Source organism: Psychrobacillus sp. FSL H8-0510 (assembly GCF_038008345.1).
Taxonomy (GTDB): Bacteria; Bacillota; Bacilli; order Bacillales_A; family Planococcaceae; genus Psychrobacillus; species Psychrobacillus psychrotolerans.
In genome coordinates, this window is the sequence record NZ_JBBOYZ010000001.1 from 419,366 (window position 1) to 438,510 (window position 19,145).

Annotated in this window: 20 protein-coding genes and 1 pseudogene; 7 read left to right on the top strand and 14 right to left on the bottom strand. The window is 36.6% G+C overall.

Features of this window, described 5'->3' with window-relative positions:
• The first annotated feature begins 100 nt into the window (after positions 1 to 100).
• Positions 101 to 1,564, top strand: coding sequence for a hypothetical protein (locus tag MHI40_RS02095; protein ID WP_340761323.1), 1,464 nt, complete (start codon positions 101 to 103; stop codon positions 1,562 to 1,564).
• Between the two features lie 87 nt (positions 1,565 to 1,651).
• Here MHI40_RS02095 and MHI40_RS02100 read toward each other — a convergent pair whose 3' ends face one another.
• The 5 genes and pseudogenes from MHI40_RS02100 to exaC all read right to left on the bottom strand — a co-directional run bounded on the left by MHI40_RS02100 (position 1,652) and on the right by exaC (position 5,736).
• Positions 1,652 to 2,386: a glucose 1-dehydrogenase gene (locus MHI40_RS02100; RefSeq protein ID WP_093536144.1), complete on the bottom strand. Its 735-nt coding sequence runs from the start codon at positions 2,384 to 2,386 to the stop codon at positions 1,652 to 1,654.
• A 111-nt stretch (positions 2,387 to 2,497) separates the two neighbouring features.
• The gene (locus tag MHI40_RS02105) at positions 2,498 to 3,127 is read right to left on the bottom strand and encodes a TetR/AcrR family transcriptional regulator (RefSeq protein ID WP_340761324.1); all 630 of its coding nucleotides are present in this window, start codon (positions 3,125 to 3,127) and stop codon (positions 2,498 to 2,500) included.
• Between the two features lie 299 nt (positions 3,128 to 3,426).
• Positions 3,427 to 3,681: pseudogene (locus MHI40_RS23400) on the bottom strand (staygreen family protein); the annotation flags it as partial.
• Positions 3,682 to 3,881: 200 nt separating this feature from the next.
• Complete coding sequence (locus tag MHI40_RS02110; RefSeq protein WP_340761325.1) at positions 3,882 to 4,250, bottom strand: DUF779 domain-containing protein; 369 nt, start codon at positions 4,248 to 4,250, stop codon at positions 3,882 to 3,884.
• On the bottom strand, positions 4,216 to 5,736 hold the full coding sequence (exaC, locus tag MHI40_RS02115) for an acetaldehyde dehydrogenase ExaC (RefSeq protein WP_093536136.1): 1,521 nt from the start codon (positions 5,734 to 5,736) through the stop codon (positions 4,216 to 4,218). Before exaC ends, MHI40_RS02110 begins: the two co-directional genes overlap by 35 nt.
• Positions 5,737 to 6,166: 430 nt before the next feature.
• Here exaC and MHI40_RS02120 point away from each other — a divergent pair, with 430 nt between their 5' ends.
• The gene (locus MHI40_RS02120) at positions 6,167 to 6,400 is read left to right on the top strand and encodes a hypothetical protein (RefSeq protein ID WP_093536134.1); all 234 of its coding nucleotides are present in this window, start codon (positions 6,167 to 6,169) and stop codon (positions 6,398 to 6,400) included.
• A 91-nt stretch (positions 6,401 to 6,491) separates the two neighbouring features.
• Here MHI40_RS02120 and qoxD read toward each other — a convergent pair whose 3' ends face one another.
• The 6 genes from qoxD to MHI40_RS02150 form a co-directional block, all read right to left on the bottom strand.
• Complete coding sequence (qoxD, locus tag MHI40_RS02125; protein ID WP_093536132.1) at positions 6,492 to 6,773, bottom strand: cytochrome aa3 quinol oxidase subunit IV; 282 nt, start codon at positions 6,771 to 6,773, stop codon at positions 6,492 to 6,494.
• A gap of 1 nt (position 6,774) precedes the next feature.
• The gene (qoxC, locus tag MHI40_RS02130) at positions 6,775 to 7,371 is read right to left on the bottom strand and encodes a cytochrome aa3 quinol oxidase subunit III (RefSeq protein WP_340761326.1); all 597 of its coding nucleotides are present in this window, start codon (positions 7,369 to 7,371) and stop codon (positions 6,775 to 6,777) included.
• Positions 7,368 to 9,317, bottom strand: a complete 1,950-nt coding sequence (gene qoxB, locus MHI40_RS02135) for a cytochrome aa3 quinol oxidase subunit I (protein ID WP_093536128.1) — start codon at positions 9,315 to 9,317, stop codon at positions 7,368 to 7,370. Before qoxB ends, qoxC begins: the two co-directional genes overlap by 4 nt.
• A 45-nt stretch (positions 9,318 to 9,362) precedes the next feature.
• Positions 9,363 to 10,289 (bottom strand): cytochrome aa3 quinol oxidase subunit II, encoded by a 927-nt coding sequence (gene qoxA, locus MHI40_RS02140; RefSeq protein WP_340761327.1) that lies wholly within the window; start codon positions 10,287 to 10,289, stop codon positions 9,363 to 9,365.
• A gap of 257 nt (positions 10,290 to 10,546) precedes the next feature.
• A complete protein-coding gene (locus MHI40_RS02145; protein ID WP_340761328.1) occupies positions 10,547 to 10,852 on the bottom strand; it encodes a YunC family protein in 306 nt (101 codons plus the stop codon).
• A gap of 399 nt (positions 10,853 to 11,251) precedes the next feature.
• The gene (locus MHI40_RS02150; RefSeq protein ID WP_340761329.1) at positions 11,252 to 11,473 is read right to left on the bottom strand and encodes a small, acid-soluble spore protein tlp; all 222 of its coding nucleotides are present in this window, start codon (positions 11,471 to 11,473) and stop codon (positions 11,252 to 11,254) included.
• A 146-nt stretch (positions 11,474 to 11,619) separates the two neighbouring features.
• On the opposite strand from MHI40_RS02150, the gene MHI40_RS02155 reads away from it, so the two are divergent.
• The 5 genes from MHI40_RS02155 to MHI40_RS02175 all read left to right on the top strand — a co-directional run bounded on the left by MHI40_RS02155 (position 11,620) and on the right by MHI40_RS02175 (position 16,363).
• The gene (locus tag MHI40_RS02155; protein ID WP_093536120.1) at positions 11,620 to 11,877 is read left to right on the top strand and encodes a hypothetical protein; all 258 of its coding nucleotides are present in this window, start codon (positions 11,620 to 11,622) and stop codon (positions 11,875 to 11,877) included.
• Between the two features lie 176 nt (positions 11,878 to 12,053).
• On the top strand, positions 12,054 to 13,016 hold the full coding sequence (locus tag MHI40_RS02160; RefSeq protein ID WP_340761330.1) for an MBL fold metallo-hydrolase: 963 nt from the start codon (positions 12,054 to 12,056) through the stop codon (positions 13,014 to 13,016).
• A 61-nt stretch (positions 13,017 to 13,077) separates the two neighbouring features.
• A complete protein-coding gene (locus MHI40_RS02165; protein ID WP_340761331.1) occupies positions 13,078 to 15,117 on the top strand; it encodes a Na+/H+ antiporter in 2,040 nt (679 codons plus the stop codon).
• Between the two features lie 145 nt (positions 15,118 to 15,262).
• A complete protein-coding gene (locus MHI40_RS02170; protein ID WP_340761332.1) occupies positions 15,263 to 16,057 on the top strand; it encodes a VLRF1 family aeRF1-type release factor in 795 nt (264 codons plus the stop codon).
• 99 nt (positions 16,058 to 16,156) lie between these two features.
• Positions 16,157 to 16,363, top strand: coding sequence for an alpha/beta-type small acid-soluble spore protein (locus MHI40_RS02175; RefSeq protein ID WP_093536112.1), 207 nt, complete (start codon positions 16,157 to 16,159; stop codon positions 16,361 to 16,363).
• A 93-nt stretch (positions 16,364 to 16,456) separates the two neighbouring features.
• Here the strand turns inward: MHI40_RS02175 and MHI40_RS02180 are convergent, their stop codons facing one another.
• From MHI40_RS02180 to hutH, 3 genes are all read right to left on the bottom strand, one after another.
• Positions 16,457 to 16,591, bottom strand: coding sequence for a sporulation histidine kinase inhibitor Sda (locus MHI40_RS02180; RefSeq protein WP_093536110.1), 135 nt, complete (start codon positions 16,589 to 16,591; stop codon positions 16,457 to 16,459).
• Between the two features lie 737 nt (positions 16,592 to 17,328).
• The gene (locus tag MHI40_RS02185; RefSeq protein WP_175496213.1) at positions 17,329 to 17,502 is read right to left on the bottom strand and encodes a hypothetical protein; all 174 of its coding nucleotides are present in this window, start codon (positions 17,500 to 17,502) and stop codon (positions 17,329 to 17,331) included.
• 121 nt (positions 17,503 to 17,623) lie between these two features.
• Positions 17,624 to 19,132: a histidine ammonia-lyase gene (gene hutH / locus MHI40_RS02190; protein ID WP_340761333.1), complete on the bottom strand. Its 1,509-nt coding sequence runs from the start codon at positions 19,130 to 19,132 to the stop codon at positions 17,624 to 17,626.
• Positions 19,133 to 19,145 lie beyond the last annotated feature (13 nt).

Genomic DNA, 19,145 nt, shown 5'->3' on the forward strand with positions numbered 1-19,145 from the left:
TCCTCTTTGGCATCTTTTTGCTTAGTAAAAGATACTTGTCTTTTCACTGATGGAAGGTTTTACTTTTCTTTTGCATATGATGGCTTAAAGGGGTGTAAAAGTGAAGGATTTTGTTAATGTGTTGTTAAATTTTCTACCACCCACCGCATCTATCCTTGAGTTGTCCGGACTGCCTAATAGTCCCGCGGTGTTGTTGGCTGATATCGATAATGACCAAATCAATGAATTAATTGGTGCCTATAAGTATAAAGATCAAAATTACTTAGTGATTTTAAAAAATGTGGATAACCAGTGGCTACCTTTAATACATATAAAAGGAAGTGGATATGGTATTTCAAGTTTAATGGCGGCACCGATTACAACTAATTGGGTGAATACACTTATTGTTGGCTGGCAAATAGGTAGCGAATGGTCCAAGTTAGATTTACTACAATGGATGGATGGAGGCATTATTCAATTGCCCACTTCGAATATAGCTTATAGTAAGTTAGAAGTAGAAGACATGCCTGGTCTATACGGTCCTGATGGTCAATATGAACTTGCGATATGGATACATGATACAGGCGAAGCCTACAAAGTAGACGTATATCGTTTTGAAGAAAACCAACTAGTTTTAGCTAAGGATGTATATCCATATTATTTTAAAAGGGTAGAAAGTTATTATGAAAGACTACTAAAATCTAATGATTTCTCCTACTATTGGTATTATTTAGCGGAAGCTCAAAAGAAGTCAGGGGATTTCGAGCAGTTTATGATTTCTATTGATAAGGCTCTATCTTTCAGTGAGCCGTACCCTTCACTCGAGTCTTTGTTAAATATGAGGAAGCAAGTGTTAGAGCATATGCAAAATAGTAGGAATAATAATGATGAAATTATTGTGTATTCTAGAGGGGACTTAACTGGGAATGGATTTTTGGACACTGTTTACTTAACTGGAGAAAAAACGGAAGGAAGCCCCTTTTGGCAGAACATCACTTTGAACGTTTTGTATCAACATGAAAATACGTTAGAAAGAATTTATTTAAATCAAAATGTTGGGTATAATCCCACCATCTTTCTTGGAGACTTTACTGGTGATCAAGTGGATGACATTTTAGTTGTTATTGATACTGGAGGAAGTGGAGGGACAATTTATGCATTTGTCTTTTCTTTTACGGTTGGGAGTATGCAACAAGTATTTGACGTAGAAGATTTTAACGAAACCTCCAAGTTTCAAGTGCTTTATGAAAATTACTACAAAGTTAAAGTAATTAGCTCTAATCCAAACAAGCAATACGTATTAGATTTAGCATATAAAGGAGAAGAATATTTATCGGAAATCTATGATGGAAATGGAATTTTAAAGGAACCAATTGAGGGGTGGGTTGACCCTGTTGGTGGATTGTACCCAATCGACTTTGCCAGGGACGGTACGTATGAACTGATGGCTTTTCAAGAAATTGCAGGAAGATACCATGCTGATGCAATTGGATATGTTCAAACAGTATTAAAATGGGATGGACAAAAATTTATAGTGGAGAGGCAGAATGTTGCCATCTTTGGAGAGAACTTGTCTATCAAATAGTGAAAGTTAATATAATAAAGGTCGATTTTCTAAGTTAATAGAAAATCGACCTTTACAAAATTTATATGAATTTTTCAGATGCTAATATTATTGTGCAGTTAATCCGCCGTCAATAATGAATTCTGACCCTGTTGAGTAGCTAGACTCATCAGAAGCTAAGAATAGTACCATGTTTGAAACTTCTTCTGGTTGCGCCACGCGTTTTAAAGGAATGTGTTTAGCAAATTCTTCTACAGCTGCTTTTGTATCTTCTTGAACAACCATAGGTGTAGCGATAACTCCTGGATGTACAGAGTTTACGCGGATTCCCATTGGGGCTAAGTTTATCGCAGCTGCTTTCGTCATACCACGAACTGCAAATTTTGTATCAGTGTAACCTACAGCACCGGCAACTAAACCATTCATTGAAGAAATGTTGATGATTGAACCTCCACCAGTTTTCATCATTGAAGTTGCTGCAGTTTTCATACCCAAGAATACTGAGACTTGGTTAATGTCTACGATACGACGATATTCCTCAACTGTAATATCAAGCATATTTTTCGCCATTGTAATACCAGCGTTGTTTACTAATACGTTTACTGGACCGAAAGCTTCTTCCGTTTTTGCAATAACTGTTGTCCAATCTTCTTCTGATGTTACATTATGTTTAATGAAAAGGGCATTTTCACCTAATTCGGTAGCAAGTGCATTTCCTTTTTCCTCATTTAAATCTGTTAAAACAACCTTTGCACCATGCTCAATGAATAATTTTGCATGTGCTGCACCCATGCCTTGTGCTGCTCCTGTAATAACTGCTACTTTACCTGATAAACGACTCATATAAAATGCCTCCTAAGATAGATTGATATAATGTGATAGTTGACTATCATGTTTTACACTTTCTAGTAAACAGTTTTTTTATGACAATGTCAATCAATCCGTCTGTTTTAGTTATGCCTCAATATAGCGTAAAAATACATCCTTCATCATTGCAAGCTGCTTGTCCGAAGAAAGCAATGACGAAAGACTGGTACCATGCTTCGTTAAGCTAGATTTAAACGAAAATAAGCTGAAATTTTGCACCATTGTCAAGATAAATACATCCAAATCCAGGTCCGATCTTAATGAGCCATCTCGCTGCCCCTGTTCACCTAATGTGAATAAAATGCAGGCTAATCTGCCTCTTGCAGATAAGTACTCCGCGTATTGCTCCGGCGATTCCTCTGCAATTTTCTCATATAAATCATAGGACTCGAAAAATTTTGCTAAGCGCAATTGTGGATCGTTTGTCATTTCAATATAATAATCCAAAATTTGATCGATCTTTTCATATGCCGTCACAGTCTGCTCGATAATCTTTCCAATATCCGAGGCCATTTCATCTGTAATCGCATTCGTTGCCGCAATCATTAAATACTCTTTTTTGGGAAAATAGCGAAATAACGTCGCAATCCCTATATTAGCGGCTGTAGCCACATCTTGCATTTGTATTGTTTTTACACCGTGTTCCAAAAATAATTCCTTTGCAATCTGAATAATGTTTTGACGGCGTTGTTGTTTCTGTTGTTCTCGTTTACTCATATTCGTCACTCCACCTGTTCTTCATCCATTGATTGTAACATGTTTGATAGCTATCAACTTATATTCGTATCGTAGTATAGCATCAAGAAATTGCTGAAATGCAGTCATTAATATTGGATTTTTTATAGCCTAAAACTTTGGATAATACTATATGAAGGAAGTTTGCTACATGGATCGGAATATATCATTTATGTATTCAATGGCAAACAGTATTACAAATAAGGGAAGTTTATATAAATGAATAAGAGAGGAGGTGCCAATAAAATTTGGTCATCTCCTCTTTTTATTTCAATTATTCATTAAAATTGGTTTGCAAAAGTACCCCAATTTTCTACCTTGTTTAAGGGAGGGTATATGGATTGGAAGTGAACTATTATGGAGGAATTATTTAACGTAGGATATGAATCGAAAAGCCACCTATCTCCATATCTGATTGCTTGAATGGCCAATGGTAATTCACGTCTGTATATGTCATTTCGTTTTGCTGCAACAGTCTGAGTAAATTGTCCATCTATATCCAAATCCACATATACATTATATACATAGGAACCTCCATGTTTAGTCCATTACTTGGCGGTAACAAAAGTAGCAGGAGCTACGAGCTAAAGCATCATTAAGTGATGAACTTGTAGTAAAGACATGGACCTTTTAGAAACATTTAAAATACACTTATGCAATTTAGGTGAAATATATCCTTTCATAAGAAAAACACACCGCATGGCGGTGTGTTTTTTCTTAGAGATAGTACTCTCTCTTATTTATTTTCCATTACTTTAGAGCGAATAATGAAGGACATATCATTTGAGCTTTCTAGTGAAAACGAATTTCCCATACCATTTTGCACGTCAATGACAATTTGGAGATGTTGCCAGTAAGAAGAGTTTGAAGTATGCATAAAATATGGTACGTTCATAACTTCACCTATTTTTTCATCTCGGCTACCAAGATAAAAGTCGCCCTCTGTCATACAGATTGGTGAAGTCCCATCACAGCAACCTTCTGAATGAACAAATATAAGTTTGCCATGTTGTTTCTGTAGTTGCGTAATTAAGTCTTGAGCTGCAGTTGTCGCAATGACTTTTTCCATTTTAGAAGAAGCCCATTGATCCTTTATTGTAGCCAACTAAAATACATTTTGTTTGTTGGTAATGAGATAGCATCATTAAGTGGTTTTCACGGCCGATACCGGATTGTTTGTAACCACCGAATGCAGCATGTGCAGGGTATTGGTGGTATGTGTTAGTCCAAACACGACCAGCTTGTACAGCACGACCTGCACGATAAGCAGTTTCGCCACTACGTGACCATACACCAGCACCTAAGCCGTATACTGTATCATTTGCAATTTCCATTGCATCGTCAAAGTCTTTGAATGTTGTCACAGCTAGAACTGGACCAAATATTTCTTCTTGGAAGATACGCATTTTGTTATTACCTTTGAATACAGTCGGTGCTACATAGTAACCTTCTGCTTGATCGCCGTCTAATTTGTTTTGGTAACCGCCGATTAGTAATTCTGCGCCTTCTTGTTGACCAATTTCAATATAAGAAAGGATTTTATCCATTTGTTGTTTAGAAGCTTGTGCACCCATCATTGTTTCAGTGTCTAGTGGGTTACCAATTTTGATTGCTTTTACGCGTTCTAATACTTTTTCCATGAATTTTTCGTAGATGGATTCATGTATTAATGCACGTGAAGGAGCTGTACAAATTTCACCTGAGTTAAGAGCGAATAATACGAAGCCTTCAATTGCTTTGTCTAAGTACTCATCATCTGCATCCATTACGTCTTGGAAGAAGATATTTGGTGATTTACCACCAAGCTCTAACGTTACAGGAATGATATTTTCTGTTGCATATTGCATAATAGAGCGTCCTACAGCAGTTGAGCCAGTGAATGCAATTTTAGCAATACGTGGATTTGATGCAAGTGGTTTCCCAACTTCTAAACCTGTTCCTTGAACGATGTTGAATACACCTTTTGGTAAAAGATCTTGGATTAACTCGATTAATACACACATAGAAGCTGGTGTTTGTTCAGCAGGCTTCATTACGATACAGTTCCCTGCAGCTAAAGCCGGTGCGATTTTCCATGCAGCCATAAGTAATGGGAAGTTCCAAGGAATAATTTGACCAACTACTCCTAGTGGTTCGCTGTAGTGATATGCTACAGTATCGCCGTCGATTTCACTAATACCGCCTTCTTGAGCACGAATAACTCCTGCGAAATAACGGAAGTGATCAACTATTAAAGGAACGTCAGCATTTAATGTTTCACGTACAGCTTTACCATTGTCCCAAGTTTCAGCAACAGCAATTGTTTCAAGGTTTGCTTCAATACGATCTGCAATTTTATTTAAAATTTGTGAACGGTAAGAAACAGTAGTTTTACCCCAAGCATCTTTTGCAGCGTGTGCAGCATCTAGTGCTAGCTCAACATCTTCTGCAGTAGAGCGTGGTACTGATGTAAATACTTTGCCCGTTACTGGAGATATAACTTCAAGGTATTGTCCTTTAACTGGAGCAACCCATTCTCCACCAATGAAATTTTGATATTGTTCTTTAAAGTTTACTAAAGAACCTTCAGTATTTGGATTTGCATATATCATAATATAGTGCCTCCTAAGATGTGTTTTTGTCATGTAATTAACACGTAGTTAGCTAAAAGAAATTCACTACTATATTAGTATACTACTATATTTTTTTAAGAGCCTCTTTTTCAATTTTCGATAAATAGACACATTTAAATAATCTGAGTTAGCCATTTATATTAAAAGTGAATAATTAGTTATGCCGGTGAGCGTTCTTCTCGCCACACTGGTGAACGCCAGAAGTTTAGCGTTATGAGCCCGAGCGAGAGGTCTATCCGCTCGCAAGCAAGGTACATACGCCCATCCCTGGGTCCTATCCGTCCATAGCTTTTAATAAGAAGATTTAAAGTGAATTCTTTATACTTATTTTCCGTTCACAAAAATGACAAAAATAATTGACAACTTTGTGAACGTGTTGGATAATATAAGTATAAAGGGGTGTTACAATATGGAATCTTACGTAAAAATGTTGCACGCTACTAAATTGGTCGGAGCTACTTTACTTACAATCGGAATTGCTATTTTTATATATGGATCATTAATAAGTGAGTTTAGTACAGTTATGGGCATTGGAATTGGCGTTGTCATGGGAGCAGTTTTTATCTTTTTAATCGGAATGATATTAGTGGCATCTGAAGAAATGATTTTGAATTCGAGTAAATATAAAAAAGAGAGCGTTTAGTATAACGCTCTCTTTTGTTTTATTAGTAAGCTACAAAAAAAGGGGGATCCAGACTCTAGAGTCTAGATCCTCCTTTTTACTTTTCATATACTTACATATCCCAAACCAATACAAGTAGCGTACCGAAGATAGTGAATAAAGCGATGATCAAAGCATAGTAAATATTAATGTAAATTGATCCTTTATCCTTGGTTTCTCCAGCATGCATGAAGACAACGACCTGTAATCCTGCTTGAACGAAAGCAGTTATTAGTAGCACAGTCATGCCCATAGTGTAGGACATGTCAGTAAAGTAAACCAAAAGTGCAACTGCAGTCAGTACGATTGAAAATGCAAAGCCCATTACTTGTTTAACAGGGAATAATTCTTTCATATTACATCATTCCTTTCAAGTAGATGAAGCTGAAGATGAAGATCCAAATGATATCAAGGAAATGCCAGTATAGAGAGAAAATAAATGATTTGTTGGCTGTTTCGGGAGTTAAGCCACGTTTTTTAATCTGGATTAGTATAAATAATCCCCAGAATAATCCCAAAGTTACATGTAAACCATGTGTTCCCAGAGTTGTTAGTAGAGCTGCAGTGAATGCACTAGTTTGAAGCCCAGCCCCAACATGTACATAATGGGAGAACTCATAAATCTCTACTCCTAGGAAAGCAGCTCCTAATATCAATGTAATGATAAAGAATCCCATTGTTGCTTTTTTCTTATTTAACCGCATAGCGTGAATACCAAGACCAATAGTAAAACTACTAGTCAAAAGTAAAATAGTTTCGATTAATACTGGTGTAATTTCAAAAATTTCAGCGCCGGATGGTCCATTACCAATACGATTTTCTAATGTGAAATATGCAGTGAAGAGTGTTGCGAATAGCATAATTTCAGCACCGATGAAGATCCAAAAACCTAGTATTTTCAGGTTATTTTCTTCCGTACTATATTCAAGTGGAAGCGAGTTATCTACCTTCATTTTTTAGCACCTCGCAATCTTGTTTCCGTTTCTTTAATTTCTTCTACAGATATATATCTTCCGTGATCTTGCTCGAATGAACGGTAAACTAAACAAGCTAATATACCGATTAAGGAGACAATTACCACTGGCCATATACTAAATACCATAGCGAAACCAAATACAAAGAACATACAACTCATGATAAATGGTAAACCACTATTATTTGGCATATGAATCTTTTCTATCTCGCCTTTAAATAACTCATGTCCGTTTTTCTTAGAATCCCAGAATGCTTGTGTAGAAGCAACCTGTGGTGTAATTGCAAAGTTATACTCTGGTATTGGGGTATGCGTCGACCATTCAAGTGAACGTGCATCCCAAGGATCATTACCGATATCTCTAGGTGAATAACGAATACTATAGTAAATATTATAAACAAGTAGAACAAAGGCAATTGCCATAATTGCAGCACCGCCAAATGAAACCATGTTCAGTAGACTAAAACCAGTCGATTCAGAGTACGTATACATACGACGTGCCTGACCATCTAAGCCAGTAATATACATTGGTATAAAGGCTAATACAAAGCCGATTGTAAGTAACCAAGCAGTCCATTTACCAAGTCTCTCATTCAACATAAAGCCAAAGATTTTTGGCCAATAGAATGTCATACCAGCAAGCATAGCGTAAACTACTCCAGGAATAATTACGTTATGGAAGTGGGCCACTAAGAACATCGTATTGTGATATTGATAGTCAGCTGCTGACATCGCAAGCATTACACCGGTAACTCCCCCTAATGTGAAGAGTGGAATAAAGAGCACCGAATAGAGCATTGGTGTTGTAAATTCGATTTTCCCTTTCCATAAGGTGAATAACCAGTTAAATATTTTAACACCGGTTGGAATAGCAATCGCCATCGTTGTAATAGAGAATATACTGTTTGCAAATGGTCCTTGACCCATTGTAAAGAAATGGTGAGCCCAAACGACGAAAGAAAGGACTGAAATAACGACCATTGATGCAACCATTGATTTATATCCGTACAGGTTACGTCGTGCAAATGTTGGAATAATTTCACTGTAAAGTCCAAATGCAGGCAATATTAAAATGTATACCTCCGGATGCCCCCAAACCCAGAATAGGTTAGCCCAAAGCATATCCATACCACCATTATCGGTAGTGAAGAAATTTGTGCCAAACAATCTATCCATCGTTCCCATTGCTAATAATACTGTTAAGACAGGGAAAGCAAAAACGATAATAACGTTTGCTATGAAAGCTGACCATGTGAACATTGGCATCTTCATAAGAGTCATGCCGGGTGCTCTCATTTTTAATATCGTTGTTATAAAGTTAATACCAGTCATTAGTGTACCGATACCAGCTATTTGAATAGCAATCATGTAATAGTTCGTCCCAACAGACGTACTAAACTCATTACCTGCTAGTGGGAAGTAGGATGTCCATCCTGCATCAGGTGAACCACCTATTATAAATGACAGATTGAATAATCCCATACCCATAAAGAATAACCAAAAACTTAACGCATTTAAGCGTGGAAATGCAACATCTCGGGCTCCAATTTGTAGTGGAACGAGAAAGTTAAAGAAAAATATAATGAACGGCATAGCCATAAATAGGATCATTACGATACCGTGCGTTGTGAAGACCTCATTATAATGTTGTGAATCTAAAAATGTATTTTCAGGCATAGAAAGTTGATAACGCATCATAATTCCATCTACGCCACCGCGGAATAGCATAAGTAATGCGGTTAATAAATACATGATACCGATTCGTTTATGGTCAACAGTAGTTATCCATTCGCGCCATAGGTATCCCCATTTCTTGAAGTAGGTTATTCCTACAACAATCGCAAGCATAGTTAGTCCGATACCAACCATGGAAGCGTATATTAAAAAGCTTGGATGTGGTACTGCAAAACGATCAAAGAAATCCATACTTTTTGTAACTCCTTTCAAAAAATAGTGTGTATTCATCGAGCATTAATGACTTGAATGATCTGAATGATCTTGTGTTTCGTGTTCCTCAAGGTGTTCGGAATCTACATCTTCTTTTGCATCCGTATCAGTAGAACCGTGATTATGTTCTGGAGGCGGAGCAAATTCTAAATGTGTTCCCGTATAAGTAGAACGTCCAAGATGCCCGGGTTCTAATAACTCTTCAAATTTTTCTTCTGTAAGAGGTGAAGCTGTTGCGTGTACTTCTTCTACCCATTCCATATACTCTTTAGGGGACATTGCAGTAACTTCAAATGTATTTTCTGCAAATCCAGCTCCACTAAAGTTTGCATTTCTACCCATAAATTCACCTGGTTGATCTGCAGCTAAGTGTAAAGTTGTAACCATGTCAGACATAGCGTATTTTTGACCGCCTAGCTGTGGAATCCAAAAGCTTGTGATTGGGCCATATGAATATAGTTTAAATTCAATAGCACGATCTTCAGGAATATATAGATAGTTAACTGTTTCAATATTTTCTTCTGGATAACTAAAATGCCATTTCCAGTTAGATGAAGAAGCATAAATAACTAAAGGCTCTTGATCTTCGTATCCCGCTGGAGTTGCTTCGACTTCATAGTTACTTTTCACAGAAACAATAGAAAGGAAGATAACTATAATAATAGGAATACCAATACAAATTGCTTCGACTATTGGGCTTCCTTCGATATGTGGTGGCTCGTAATCTTTTGGTTGTTTAGAAGCGCGGTATTTCAGTAAGACAAAAACTAGAATAGCTAAGACGACAATGACGATGCCTAACATAAGCCAAATTGATAGCATAATATCGTCAGCCTGTGTTTTTGCTTGAGGACCTTTTGGATCTAAGACTAATAATGGTTCACAACCTGTTAGCACGGTGGTAATAGTGATAACCATGGTTAAAAGAAGCCATTTCATTTTTAATTTCATTCTTCTACCCCTTCCAAAAATATTTATATAAACGAATAGAAAACAGATGTGGTCTCTGTATGCCTCTATCTTATTACCAGTACTGCTAAAAACAAAATGATAAAATCCAACTTCACAAAACGTTCATTAAGATGTGAACAAATTAAAGTAAATTGGTAACGTAATTGTGAAGTGTGCGGAGATATAAGGAAATAGAGGAAAAGTGAGCATACTAAAAGGCGACAGAACAACTATATGTTGTTCTGTCGCCTTTACTCTTAATCTATCATTTTTAAAAGGGCTTCTCTTCCAATCATGCCCGGAGTAATACCGAGTTCTTCTGCTTCATAGGTAATGGATTCGAGTGGTGCATCTAGAAGCTGGGTAATTGTTTTTACTCCAACAGCTCTTCCGGCAATAACTTTTCTATCCTTTAACTTTTCATTTAGCAGTGCAACGTCTAAGGCGCCACACATTATATATCCTTTGTCATTCGTGACAACGAGTAAGTTGGTTTTCGGCAGTTCCACAGAAATCGATAGAAACGTGTGTCCCTCGATATTAATTGGTTCTAGGTTAATCATGAACTAAGCAGTCCTCCTTTTACTATCTCTACAATTTATGTAAACGATAGAAAAAGCGTGTTTATTTTCGGTTCTAAAGAAAGCATATTAGAATGGACCGTATATTGGGTTAATGTTACTGAAAAGAATGAGTAATACTATTGCCATTTGCCATTCGGCCGCACTTTCATATTTTGAAGTGAGTACCGTAACGTCAGTAGGGGGAAGAGCGTGACTCCACTCCTAAATGAGATACTTTAAGGGACAGGCTAAAGTAGACGTTCAAAGAAAAAGGGGAGAGGGCTATGACATTCACCGTCTCCCTTTCACTCTGTTCTGTCCAAAGCCATCGAAAACGATGGATACATGTAAACCTTACTGCCAACTATATATATTCCATATCTAGTTGGTTACACTGTGTCATAGGTAACCTTTTAAGCCTGTTTTTTCTGCTGATTTTATTTCTTTTTCCAATTCTTCTATGCTTTCAGCACGTTGTTCATTTTTCTTTTTAATGGCAGCGACATCTTCCTTCGGTGCATATTCCATTGCTATTTCGGCTGCTTCCATATGTCTGATTGTTTTCTTAAGCCTTTCTTCACTATTCGCCCGATCATTAGGACCACGTTTGGTTTTAGGCATATCTTTTCCTCCTTTAAATTAATGCTATCAAAAGATAGTGTTCCCGAACCTAACAAGACTATGAACTACCAAGTTAATCCACGGGTGAATAAATACAGGTTGAAGTTGCCATAGTAATCCTTAAGGCAAATGAAGGAGGACTTTAAATGGATCACACGCAAATGAGTTGGAAAGAAGATAATGTTATTGCGCGTTTACACAATTCTGTGGATAATGTGACGCTTGCTGTTGGTCAAGCTTTGACTAATCCTACAGATCGGTCTATCCAAAATGCGGAGGACATGATTGAACGTGCCAATAAGTCGATTGCAATGGCATTAGAAAGTAGAGGGAACTTAGAGCCAATCAGTACGCTTCAGGAACAGCTACATCAAAATGTAGAAAAACTTCATACGTTACACTAATAAGTTGGATTTTTTAAATGCTAACCTACCGTCTTTCCAGGCAGTAGGTTTTTTTCTTAAGACCATGTTGATGATATATTGTCGAAGTATTAAAGTCATTAATCTGACAGATAAATGTTAATATAATAGAAGGGAGTTATATTCTAAATATTCATGTAATTAAAGGGGAGAATACAATGACAAATAATTATCCGAAAAAGTTAAATGAGAGAATCTATATAATCGATGGATTTGATATGGGAGAGTCAGAACGTACCGGTACATATGTCATCGATGAACTAGAACTTACTATTGTAGAAACTGGACCAAGCCCATCGGTAAAGTATGTGAAAAGCGGCTTAGAGTTATTAGGATTTTCATTAGACCAGGTGAAATACATAATCGTTACACATATCCATCTGGATCATGCTGGAGGAGCGGGCCTTTTAATGGAGGAATGTCCAAATGCTCAACTAGTGGTTCACCCAAAAGGAGTAAGACATCTGGCTGAACCAGCGAGGCTGATAGCTGGAGCAAAGGCTGTATATGGGACTAAATTTGAGGAATTATTCAATCCAATTATTCCAATTCCCCAAGAGCGTATGGTTATAAAAAATGATGGGGATATATTGAAAATAGGAGATACGTGTATATTGAAATTTTTTGATACTCCTGGACATGCAAATCATCATTTCTCTATCTATGATCCTGTTAGCAATGGAATGTTTACGGGGGACACAGTTGGCGTTCGCTATGAGCAATTGGTATCTGATGGAGTTGACTTCTTCTTGCCATCGACTTCACCAAACCAATTTAATCCAGTCGCTATGCAAAGAGCAATAGAGCTTTTTGCACAAATGAATCTCCAATCTATTTATTATGGGCATTATGGAATGACTAGTTCTCCTGAAGAAGCACTTTCTCAAGTATCGATGTGGTTAAATATATTTATGGCAGAAGCAGAAACTGTCTATGAGGAAGATAAAGGATATGAAGAACTAGCGAGTAGATTAGAAAAGTTAGTAAAAAAGCATCTGGGCAATGAAGGAATTTCTGAAAATCATGAAGTATTTAGATTAATTCAATTAGATCTGGAAGTAAGTTCCATGGGAATAATTGATTATTTGACGAAACAAGATAAGGCTAAAGCCGATTATTGAATTTGTATTTACGGAATAATCCCTATAGAATTGATATATATAAAGAAAAAGGGGACATTTGGTGGAATTTTTTTTAATTATCTTATTGTTGTTAGGCATTATTGGACTATCCAATTTTATTAATCACTTTTTTCCATTTATACCGGTACCACTAATTCAAATTGCACTTGGAGTTTCGCTTGCTGCGGTTCCTTTAGGTATACATATTGAGTTAGAACCGGAGCTATTTTTTGTTCTATTTATTGCTCCGTTACTGTTCTATGATGGAAAAAATGTATCGAGACATGAGTTATGGAAGTTACGCAAACCAATTTTCATGTTGGCGCTTGGACTTGTATTCTTAACTGTATTAGTCATAGGGTATTTAATACACTGGCTTATACCATCGATTCCATTATCTGCGGCATTTGCATTAGCGGCTATTTTATCGCCAACAGATGTTGTGGCAGTAGGTGCCATATCTAGTCGTGTGAAAATACCAAAAACAATTACGCATATCCTTGAAGGCGAGGGCCTTATGAATGACGCATCTGGACTAGTAGCATTTAAATTTGCGGTCGCAGCTACTGTAACAGGCGTTTTCTCGCTAGCAGAAGCAAGTGTGAGTTTTGTGGTAATAGCATTAGGTGGATTTCTCGGAGGTGCACTACTAGCCTATATAATCATTCGATTGAAAGTGTTTATACGACGTTTGGGTATGGAAGATGTAACGCTGCATATGCTTATTCAACTGTTAACGCCTTTCGTTATTTTTTATATAATAGAGCATGTTAATCTTTCAGGAATTCTTTCAGTTGTAGCAGCTGGTATTGTACATGCCATATTCAAAGATCGTGAACAGTCACCAGCTATACAATTACAATTGGTCTCGAAAAGTACTTGGACGATTCTTATATTTATATTAAATGGACTTGTATTCGTGCTACTTGGATTACAAATTCCAAGTGTTTCTCAAGAAATATTTGATAGCCCGTTATTTAATAATTATCAGGTAATTATGTATATCTTCATTATAACTGCGGCTCTTCTAATACTTCGTTGGCTTTGGATTTATATAGCTTGGTGGATTGGTTGGTTTATGAAGGAGCAAAATTTAACTATACCTTCTCTTCGTTACGTTGCTATTATAACTATTGCAGGAGTACGAGGTGCAGTTACTTTGGCTGGAGCCTTTACAATTCCATATTTCCTAGCCAACGGTGATGATTTTCCACAGCGTGCATTGATCATTTTCATAGCAGCAGGAGTCATTTTAGTAACACTTGTACTGGCAAGTATTGTCCTTCCTTTACTAGTAAAATCAGAAAAAGCTGGTACGGAGGAAGCAAAAGAAGAGATGGAAAGATTGGCTATACTTCAAACAGCTGAGAGTGCGATTGAAACATTGCGTGACCTGACAACTGAAGAAAATCATGGAGCAGCAGTCTCGATTATTGCTCAATACAATGAAATAAGAAATCAGCTTTTGTTTGTAAGTGAAGATGAAGCAGACCGTATAAAAGAACTAGAAACATACACTCGAATGAAAGTGTTAGAAGTTGAAAGTGATTTTATAGAAAAGTTAAAAACAAATAATAAAATTGGTCGTGAATCACTAAACTTAATAGAAGAACATATTCATCGAATGCGAGTGGCTGTAACTAATCGCTTATTGTATCGTGTGTTACTTGTTTGGACCGTGATTAAAAGAGGATATTATAACATTTTAAAGATATTCACTAATAAAAAACGTGATTCCATTAAAATTCGTTTAGAAAAAGGACATGAAGTAGTAAGTTTTAAAGTGAAAATGGCAAAGGCTGCTATTAAGTACTTGAGAGAAACGATGACCCCAGAAAACGAGGTAGTTCATGTACAACTTATTGGAGAGTACAATGAAATGATAGTTAAATTTAAGCTAGCCAATAAACTGACTGATTCTGGTCATTATATAAGTGTACAAAGAGAGCTCCGTGATAAAGCTTTTCAGGCAGAACGAGATGAAATTCAACGCTTATATCAAAGTAATGAAATAACTTTAGAAATAACTAGGAAAATGCGAAGACATATCAATATACGTGAAGCCTATTGGATGGAAGAAAATAGTATTCATACGCATTAATGAATAACGTACTGACTAAACATAGTCGGTGCGTTTTTTTGTTACAGAAGTAAATTTATTTAACAAAATTTAATCATTATTTTTCCCGTGTAATCCTTTGTTGAAAGGTGATACTACGAAGAGTAAGACGAAGGAGGAAGGTAGAATGACGATAAACAAAGAAATTGAAGCGTTGAAAGCATACACCAGTATGGATCGAAGTGTTTTAAGTATTTATTTGAATACCAATCCTGCTGATCCTGAACAACTAAATGGTGCTTGGGCAATTCATCTGAAAAGTGGCTTAAAGCGTATCGGAGAGTATATAGAAGCTTCAGGTGATGAAAAAGAACTAAAAGCATTTAATAAAGTAAAGGAAAAAGTAAAAAATGAAATGGAAAAAAACTCACTAGAGTTACGTAAAGGCGCCGTCATTTTTGCCAATGCAAATGAGGATTTATGGTCTGTTCATTATGTCCAGGTACCTGTAAAAACAAATTTCTATTGGGAAGACCATCCTGTTACAGAGCAATTGGAGTATATGTACAAAGCATATCCAGAAGCGGGTATAATCATGCCAAGCTTTGGGGAAGTTCGTATTTTAGACACGGCATTAGGATTTGTTCGTGATGATGTGACGTTCAAATATGACCCAGTTTCCGAAACATGGAATGAAAAGGTCAAAATAGATAGTAGAGGAAGACGAGCCGTTGCTGATAGCAAAACTGCTGTTTTAGATACACATTACAGAGTTAATGCAAGTACATTTTATAAAGGGATGAGGACAACCGTTGAACAGTTAAGGAAAAAAAGAGGTTGGCGAGAATATCATGTAGCGGGAGAAGCAGAAATGGCGAATGCATTTACAGATACACTAAGGGATTCCCCAGCAAGTTGCGTTTATAAAAATTTAAACAATAGTAAAGCAAACGAAGTGATCAATCAAATCCTTGAAAAGTAGCCAACAACACTTGAAAGATATTACCAAAATATCTTGTTGAATTCTCTAGTATAAATGATGAAAAAAAACACAATATAAGCTTACAAGGAGGTGAACAACATGCCAAACAGTAATTCAAATCAACTTCTAGTACCCGGCGTAAAACAAGCCCTTGATCAAATGAAATATGAGATCGCACAAGAATTCGGTGTTCAACTTGGAGGAGAAGCTTCAGCGCGTGCTAACGGTTCCGTTGGCGGAGAAATAACTAAGCGTTTAGTAGCTCAAGCCCAATCACAAATGAGTGGAAATCAATTCAGCAAATAATAACAATTAGGTCGGTGGAGAAATCCACCGACTTTTTTTTATAAAAGCTATATGGGATTCCACAGCTTTTAACGATGAATACTTTACCTGTAATTAACTAGCATTTTGTATGGACAAACAACGGCGAGCTATTTCGGATTCTAACAGTTCCAGAAAATCTGGATTTAGTTTTAGTTTTTTTGCTGTTAAATAAGACTCGATTAGAAGATCATCAGACATTTTACTCATAACCCCTCGCACCTCCGTTTTATATTTATTATGTAATTTGTGCTTAACAACAATTAGAGATTAACACCTCATTTATTAATCCGTCAAAGCGATTAAGCGTTATCTTTCACAAGACTAATTTAACAAACATTTCACTTGAGAACAACTGTTCTGTTATCCACAACGAAAAGTGGGTAATATGTTAGTAAGTTGTTAGTAATGTTAAAAAACCTATATATACCAGTGTGAATTTTGTGTATAAAGTTATGCACAATTTTGAAAAAATCGAATTTTGTCGAAACATTTTCCTTAAAAATCATTAGAAACGAGGTTCTAAAACATTTTTCTATGAAAAAAATCGAATTTTTTTATGTTTTGTCAAAATAAATCCAAGTTCGGGTACCGTTAGTATATAAAAGAGGCAAAAATATTGATTACTGAAACTTTATCCACATCTTGCAGTGGATAAGTTGTGAGTTACTAACAAATTAATGTCAAAATTGTTGTTATAACAACCTATTGGTTGTGCATAACTTTATCCACAGTCACTTTTTCTAACTGATGTCGAATAATAGGTGTAATAGGACAATCCAACAGAGACATATTTTGGTGTAAATCAATAAAAGGAAGTGAATAGGATATCCAATAAAAAGTGTAAAAAATGTAACAAACTAAATGGGAAAGGAACTTGTCCGTGTAAATAAAAAGGTCATGGCCCCCACAATAATTGTGGGGGTCATGATTTTTCCTAATAATATTTACTCTCCGTCTTTATCTTCCTCTTCTAATTCTTGTTCTACATCTTCTTCCATATTGTCATCTACATCGGATTCATTATCTCCATCACCACATCCAGCTAATAAACCAACAGATAGGAATGCTGCTGCACCTATCTTCCACCATTTTTGTCCTGCTATAGATTGTTCAGTCATGTTAAATTCCTCCATTTTCTGATTATTTGTTTATTAATAAGTACTTACCCCAAAAGTATTCTGTTATAAACATTTTATAAGAGATGTTTTTGCATTTTATAAAAAAAACTACCTCTTCGTGTTAAGAAGAGGTAGTAAACGCACGAGAAGTTTCCTTTTTTAAATCCATATGCATTGTTTCTATGTCCACACTAAAAATACGATCTTCTATAATGGAGGGAACAATACTACGTATTGATTGCCATTTGTTTTGTAAAGCAGGGGACATGAGGATATTTCCTCTATATTCCACTCCTTGTGCCGCACAAATTGCTTCAATTGCTATGACCCTACGGCAATTCTGGATAATTTGATGAGCGTGTCTTGCCCCAATAGTTCCCATACTTACATGATCTTCCTGATTTGCGGAAGAGGGAATAGAATCGACGGAGGCGGGATGAGCCAGAGTTTTGTTTTCAGAAACGAGACTTGCTGCTGCATATTGCAAAATCATGGCCCCAGATTGTAATCCAGGTTCTGGACTTAAAAAAGGTGGTAGTCCTTCGTTTAAATAGGGATTTACTAAGCGTTCGATTCTACGTTCAGATACATTTGCAAGTTCAGCCATTGCTACTTTTAAGAAATCCATGGCAAATGCAATAGGTTGGCCGTGGAAGTTCCCTCCGGAAATAATTACTTCTCCATCCTCTAGGATTAACGGGTTATCAGTAGCTGCGTTCATTTCTATTTCAAGTTTTTCTTTTACATAAGCAAGGACCTGCCAGCTAGCTCCATGAATTTGAGGTATACATCTTATGGAGTAAGCATCTTGCACACGTTTTTCTCCTTGTTTAGTTACAAGTTGGCTTCCTTTGAGCCACTGGAGCATTCTTTTCGCAACTTCCACCTGTTCTGGATAACCTCGCGCTTCATGGATATCTGGGTGAAAAGCATCTGTAATGCCGTATAAAGCTTCCATTGTCATAGCAGCAATCCATTCGCTCTGATAGGCAAGTGTTTCCGATTCTAACCAATTGATAACGCCCTGGGCAGTCATTGCTTGCGTTCCATTGATCAACGCAAGACCTTCTTTAGCTTCTAGTACAATGGGTGATAAACCATGCTTTTCCCAAACTAGATGAGAGGGGATATGATTGTTACCATCCCAGACAAAGCCTTCTCCTATTAAAACAAGTGCTAGGTGCGAAAGGGGAGCTAAATCACCAGATGCCCCAAGTGAACCTTGTTGAGGAATTACAGGATGTATTTGATAGTTAACCATGTATGCTAGTCGTTCTAATACTTCTAAACGAATACCTGAAAAGCCTTTTAGTAATGCATTTAAGCGAAGTACTACCATTGCGCGTGAAACTATTTCTTCAAATGGTTCTCCCATTCCACACGCATGAGAACGAATAAGATGAAGTTGCAGGGCATGAACATCAGAATCGTTTATACTTACATCACTAAATTTACCAAAACCGGTGTTTATGCCATATACAGTTTGGCCAGTTTCTACAATCCGTTCAACAACTTTTCGGCTTTTCACAACATTTTCTTTTGCACTATTATCTATTATAATTTGTTCATTTTGATATAAAATTGCTCTCATATGTTCTAGAGTAAGACCATTTCCTTTTAAGTTAATCAAGACTCATCACGTT

Bases quoted from the DNA above. Each gene is read 5' to 3' on its own strand.
- MHI40_RS02100 (WP_093536144.1), bottom strand. From the start codon at position 2,386: ATGAGTCGTTTATCAGGTAAAGTAGCAGTTATTACAGGAGCAGCACAA.
- MHI40_RS02105 (WP_340761324.1), bottom strand. From the start codon at position 3,127: ATGAGTAAACGAGAACAACAGAAACAACAACGCCGTCAAAACATTATT.
- exaC (WP_093536136.1), bottom strand. From the start codon at position 5,736: ATGATATATGCAAATCCAAATACTGAAGGTTCTTTAGTAAACTTTAAA.
- MHI40_RS02120 (WP_093536134.1), top strand. From the start codon at position 6,167: ATGGAATCTTACGTAAAAATGTTGCACGCTACTAAATTGGTCGGAGCT.
- qoxD (WP_093536132.1), bottom strand. From the start codon at position 6,773: ATGAAAGAATTATTCCCTGTTAAACAAGTAATGGGCTTTGCATTTTCA.
- qoxC (WP_340761326.1), bottom strand. From the start codon at position 7,371: ATGAAGGTAGATAACTCGCTTCCACTTGAATATAGTACGGAAGAAAAT.
- qoxB (WP_093536128.1), bottom strand. From the start codon at position 9,317: ATGGATTTCTTTGATCGTTTTGCAGTACCACATCCAAGCTTTTTAATA.
- qoxA (WP_340761327.1), bottom strand. From the start codon at position 10,289: ATGAAATTAAAAATGAAATGGCTTCTTTTAACCATGGTTATCACTATT.
- MHI40_RS02145 (WP_340761328.1), bottom strand. From the start codon at position 10,852: ATGATTAACCTAGAACCAATTAATATCGAGGGACACACGTTTCTATCG.
- MHI40_RS02150 (WP_340761329.1), bottom strand. From the start codon at position 11,473: ATGCCTAAAACCAAACGTGGTCCTAATGATCGGGCGAATAGTGAAGAA.
- MHI40_RS02155 (WP_093536120.1), top strand. From the start codon at position 11,620: ATGGATCACACGCAAATGAGTTGGAAAGAAGATAATGTTATTGCGCGT.
- MHI40_RS02160 (WP_340761330.1), top strand. From the start codon at position 12,054: ATGACAAATAATTATCCGAAAAAGTTAAATGAGAGAATCTATATAATC.
- MHI40_RS02170 (WP_340761332.1), top strand. From the start codon at position 15,263: ATGACGATAAACAAAGAAATTGAAGCGTTGAAAGCATACACCAGTATG.
- MHI40_RS02175 (WP_093536112.1), top strand. From the start codon at position 16,157: ATGCCAAACAGTAATTCAAATCAACTTCTAGTACCCGGCGTAAAACAA.
- MHI40_RS02180 (WP_093536110.1), bottom strand. From the start codon at position 16,591: ATGAGTAAAATGTCTGATGATCTTCTAATCGAGTCTTATTTAACAGCA.
- MHI40_RS02185 (WP_175496213.1), bottom strand. From the start codon at position 17,502: ATGACTGAACAATCTATAGCAGGACAAAAATGGTGGAAGATAGGTGCA.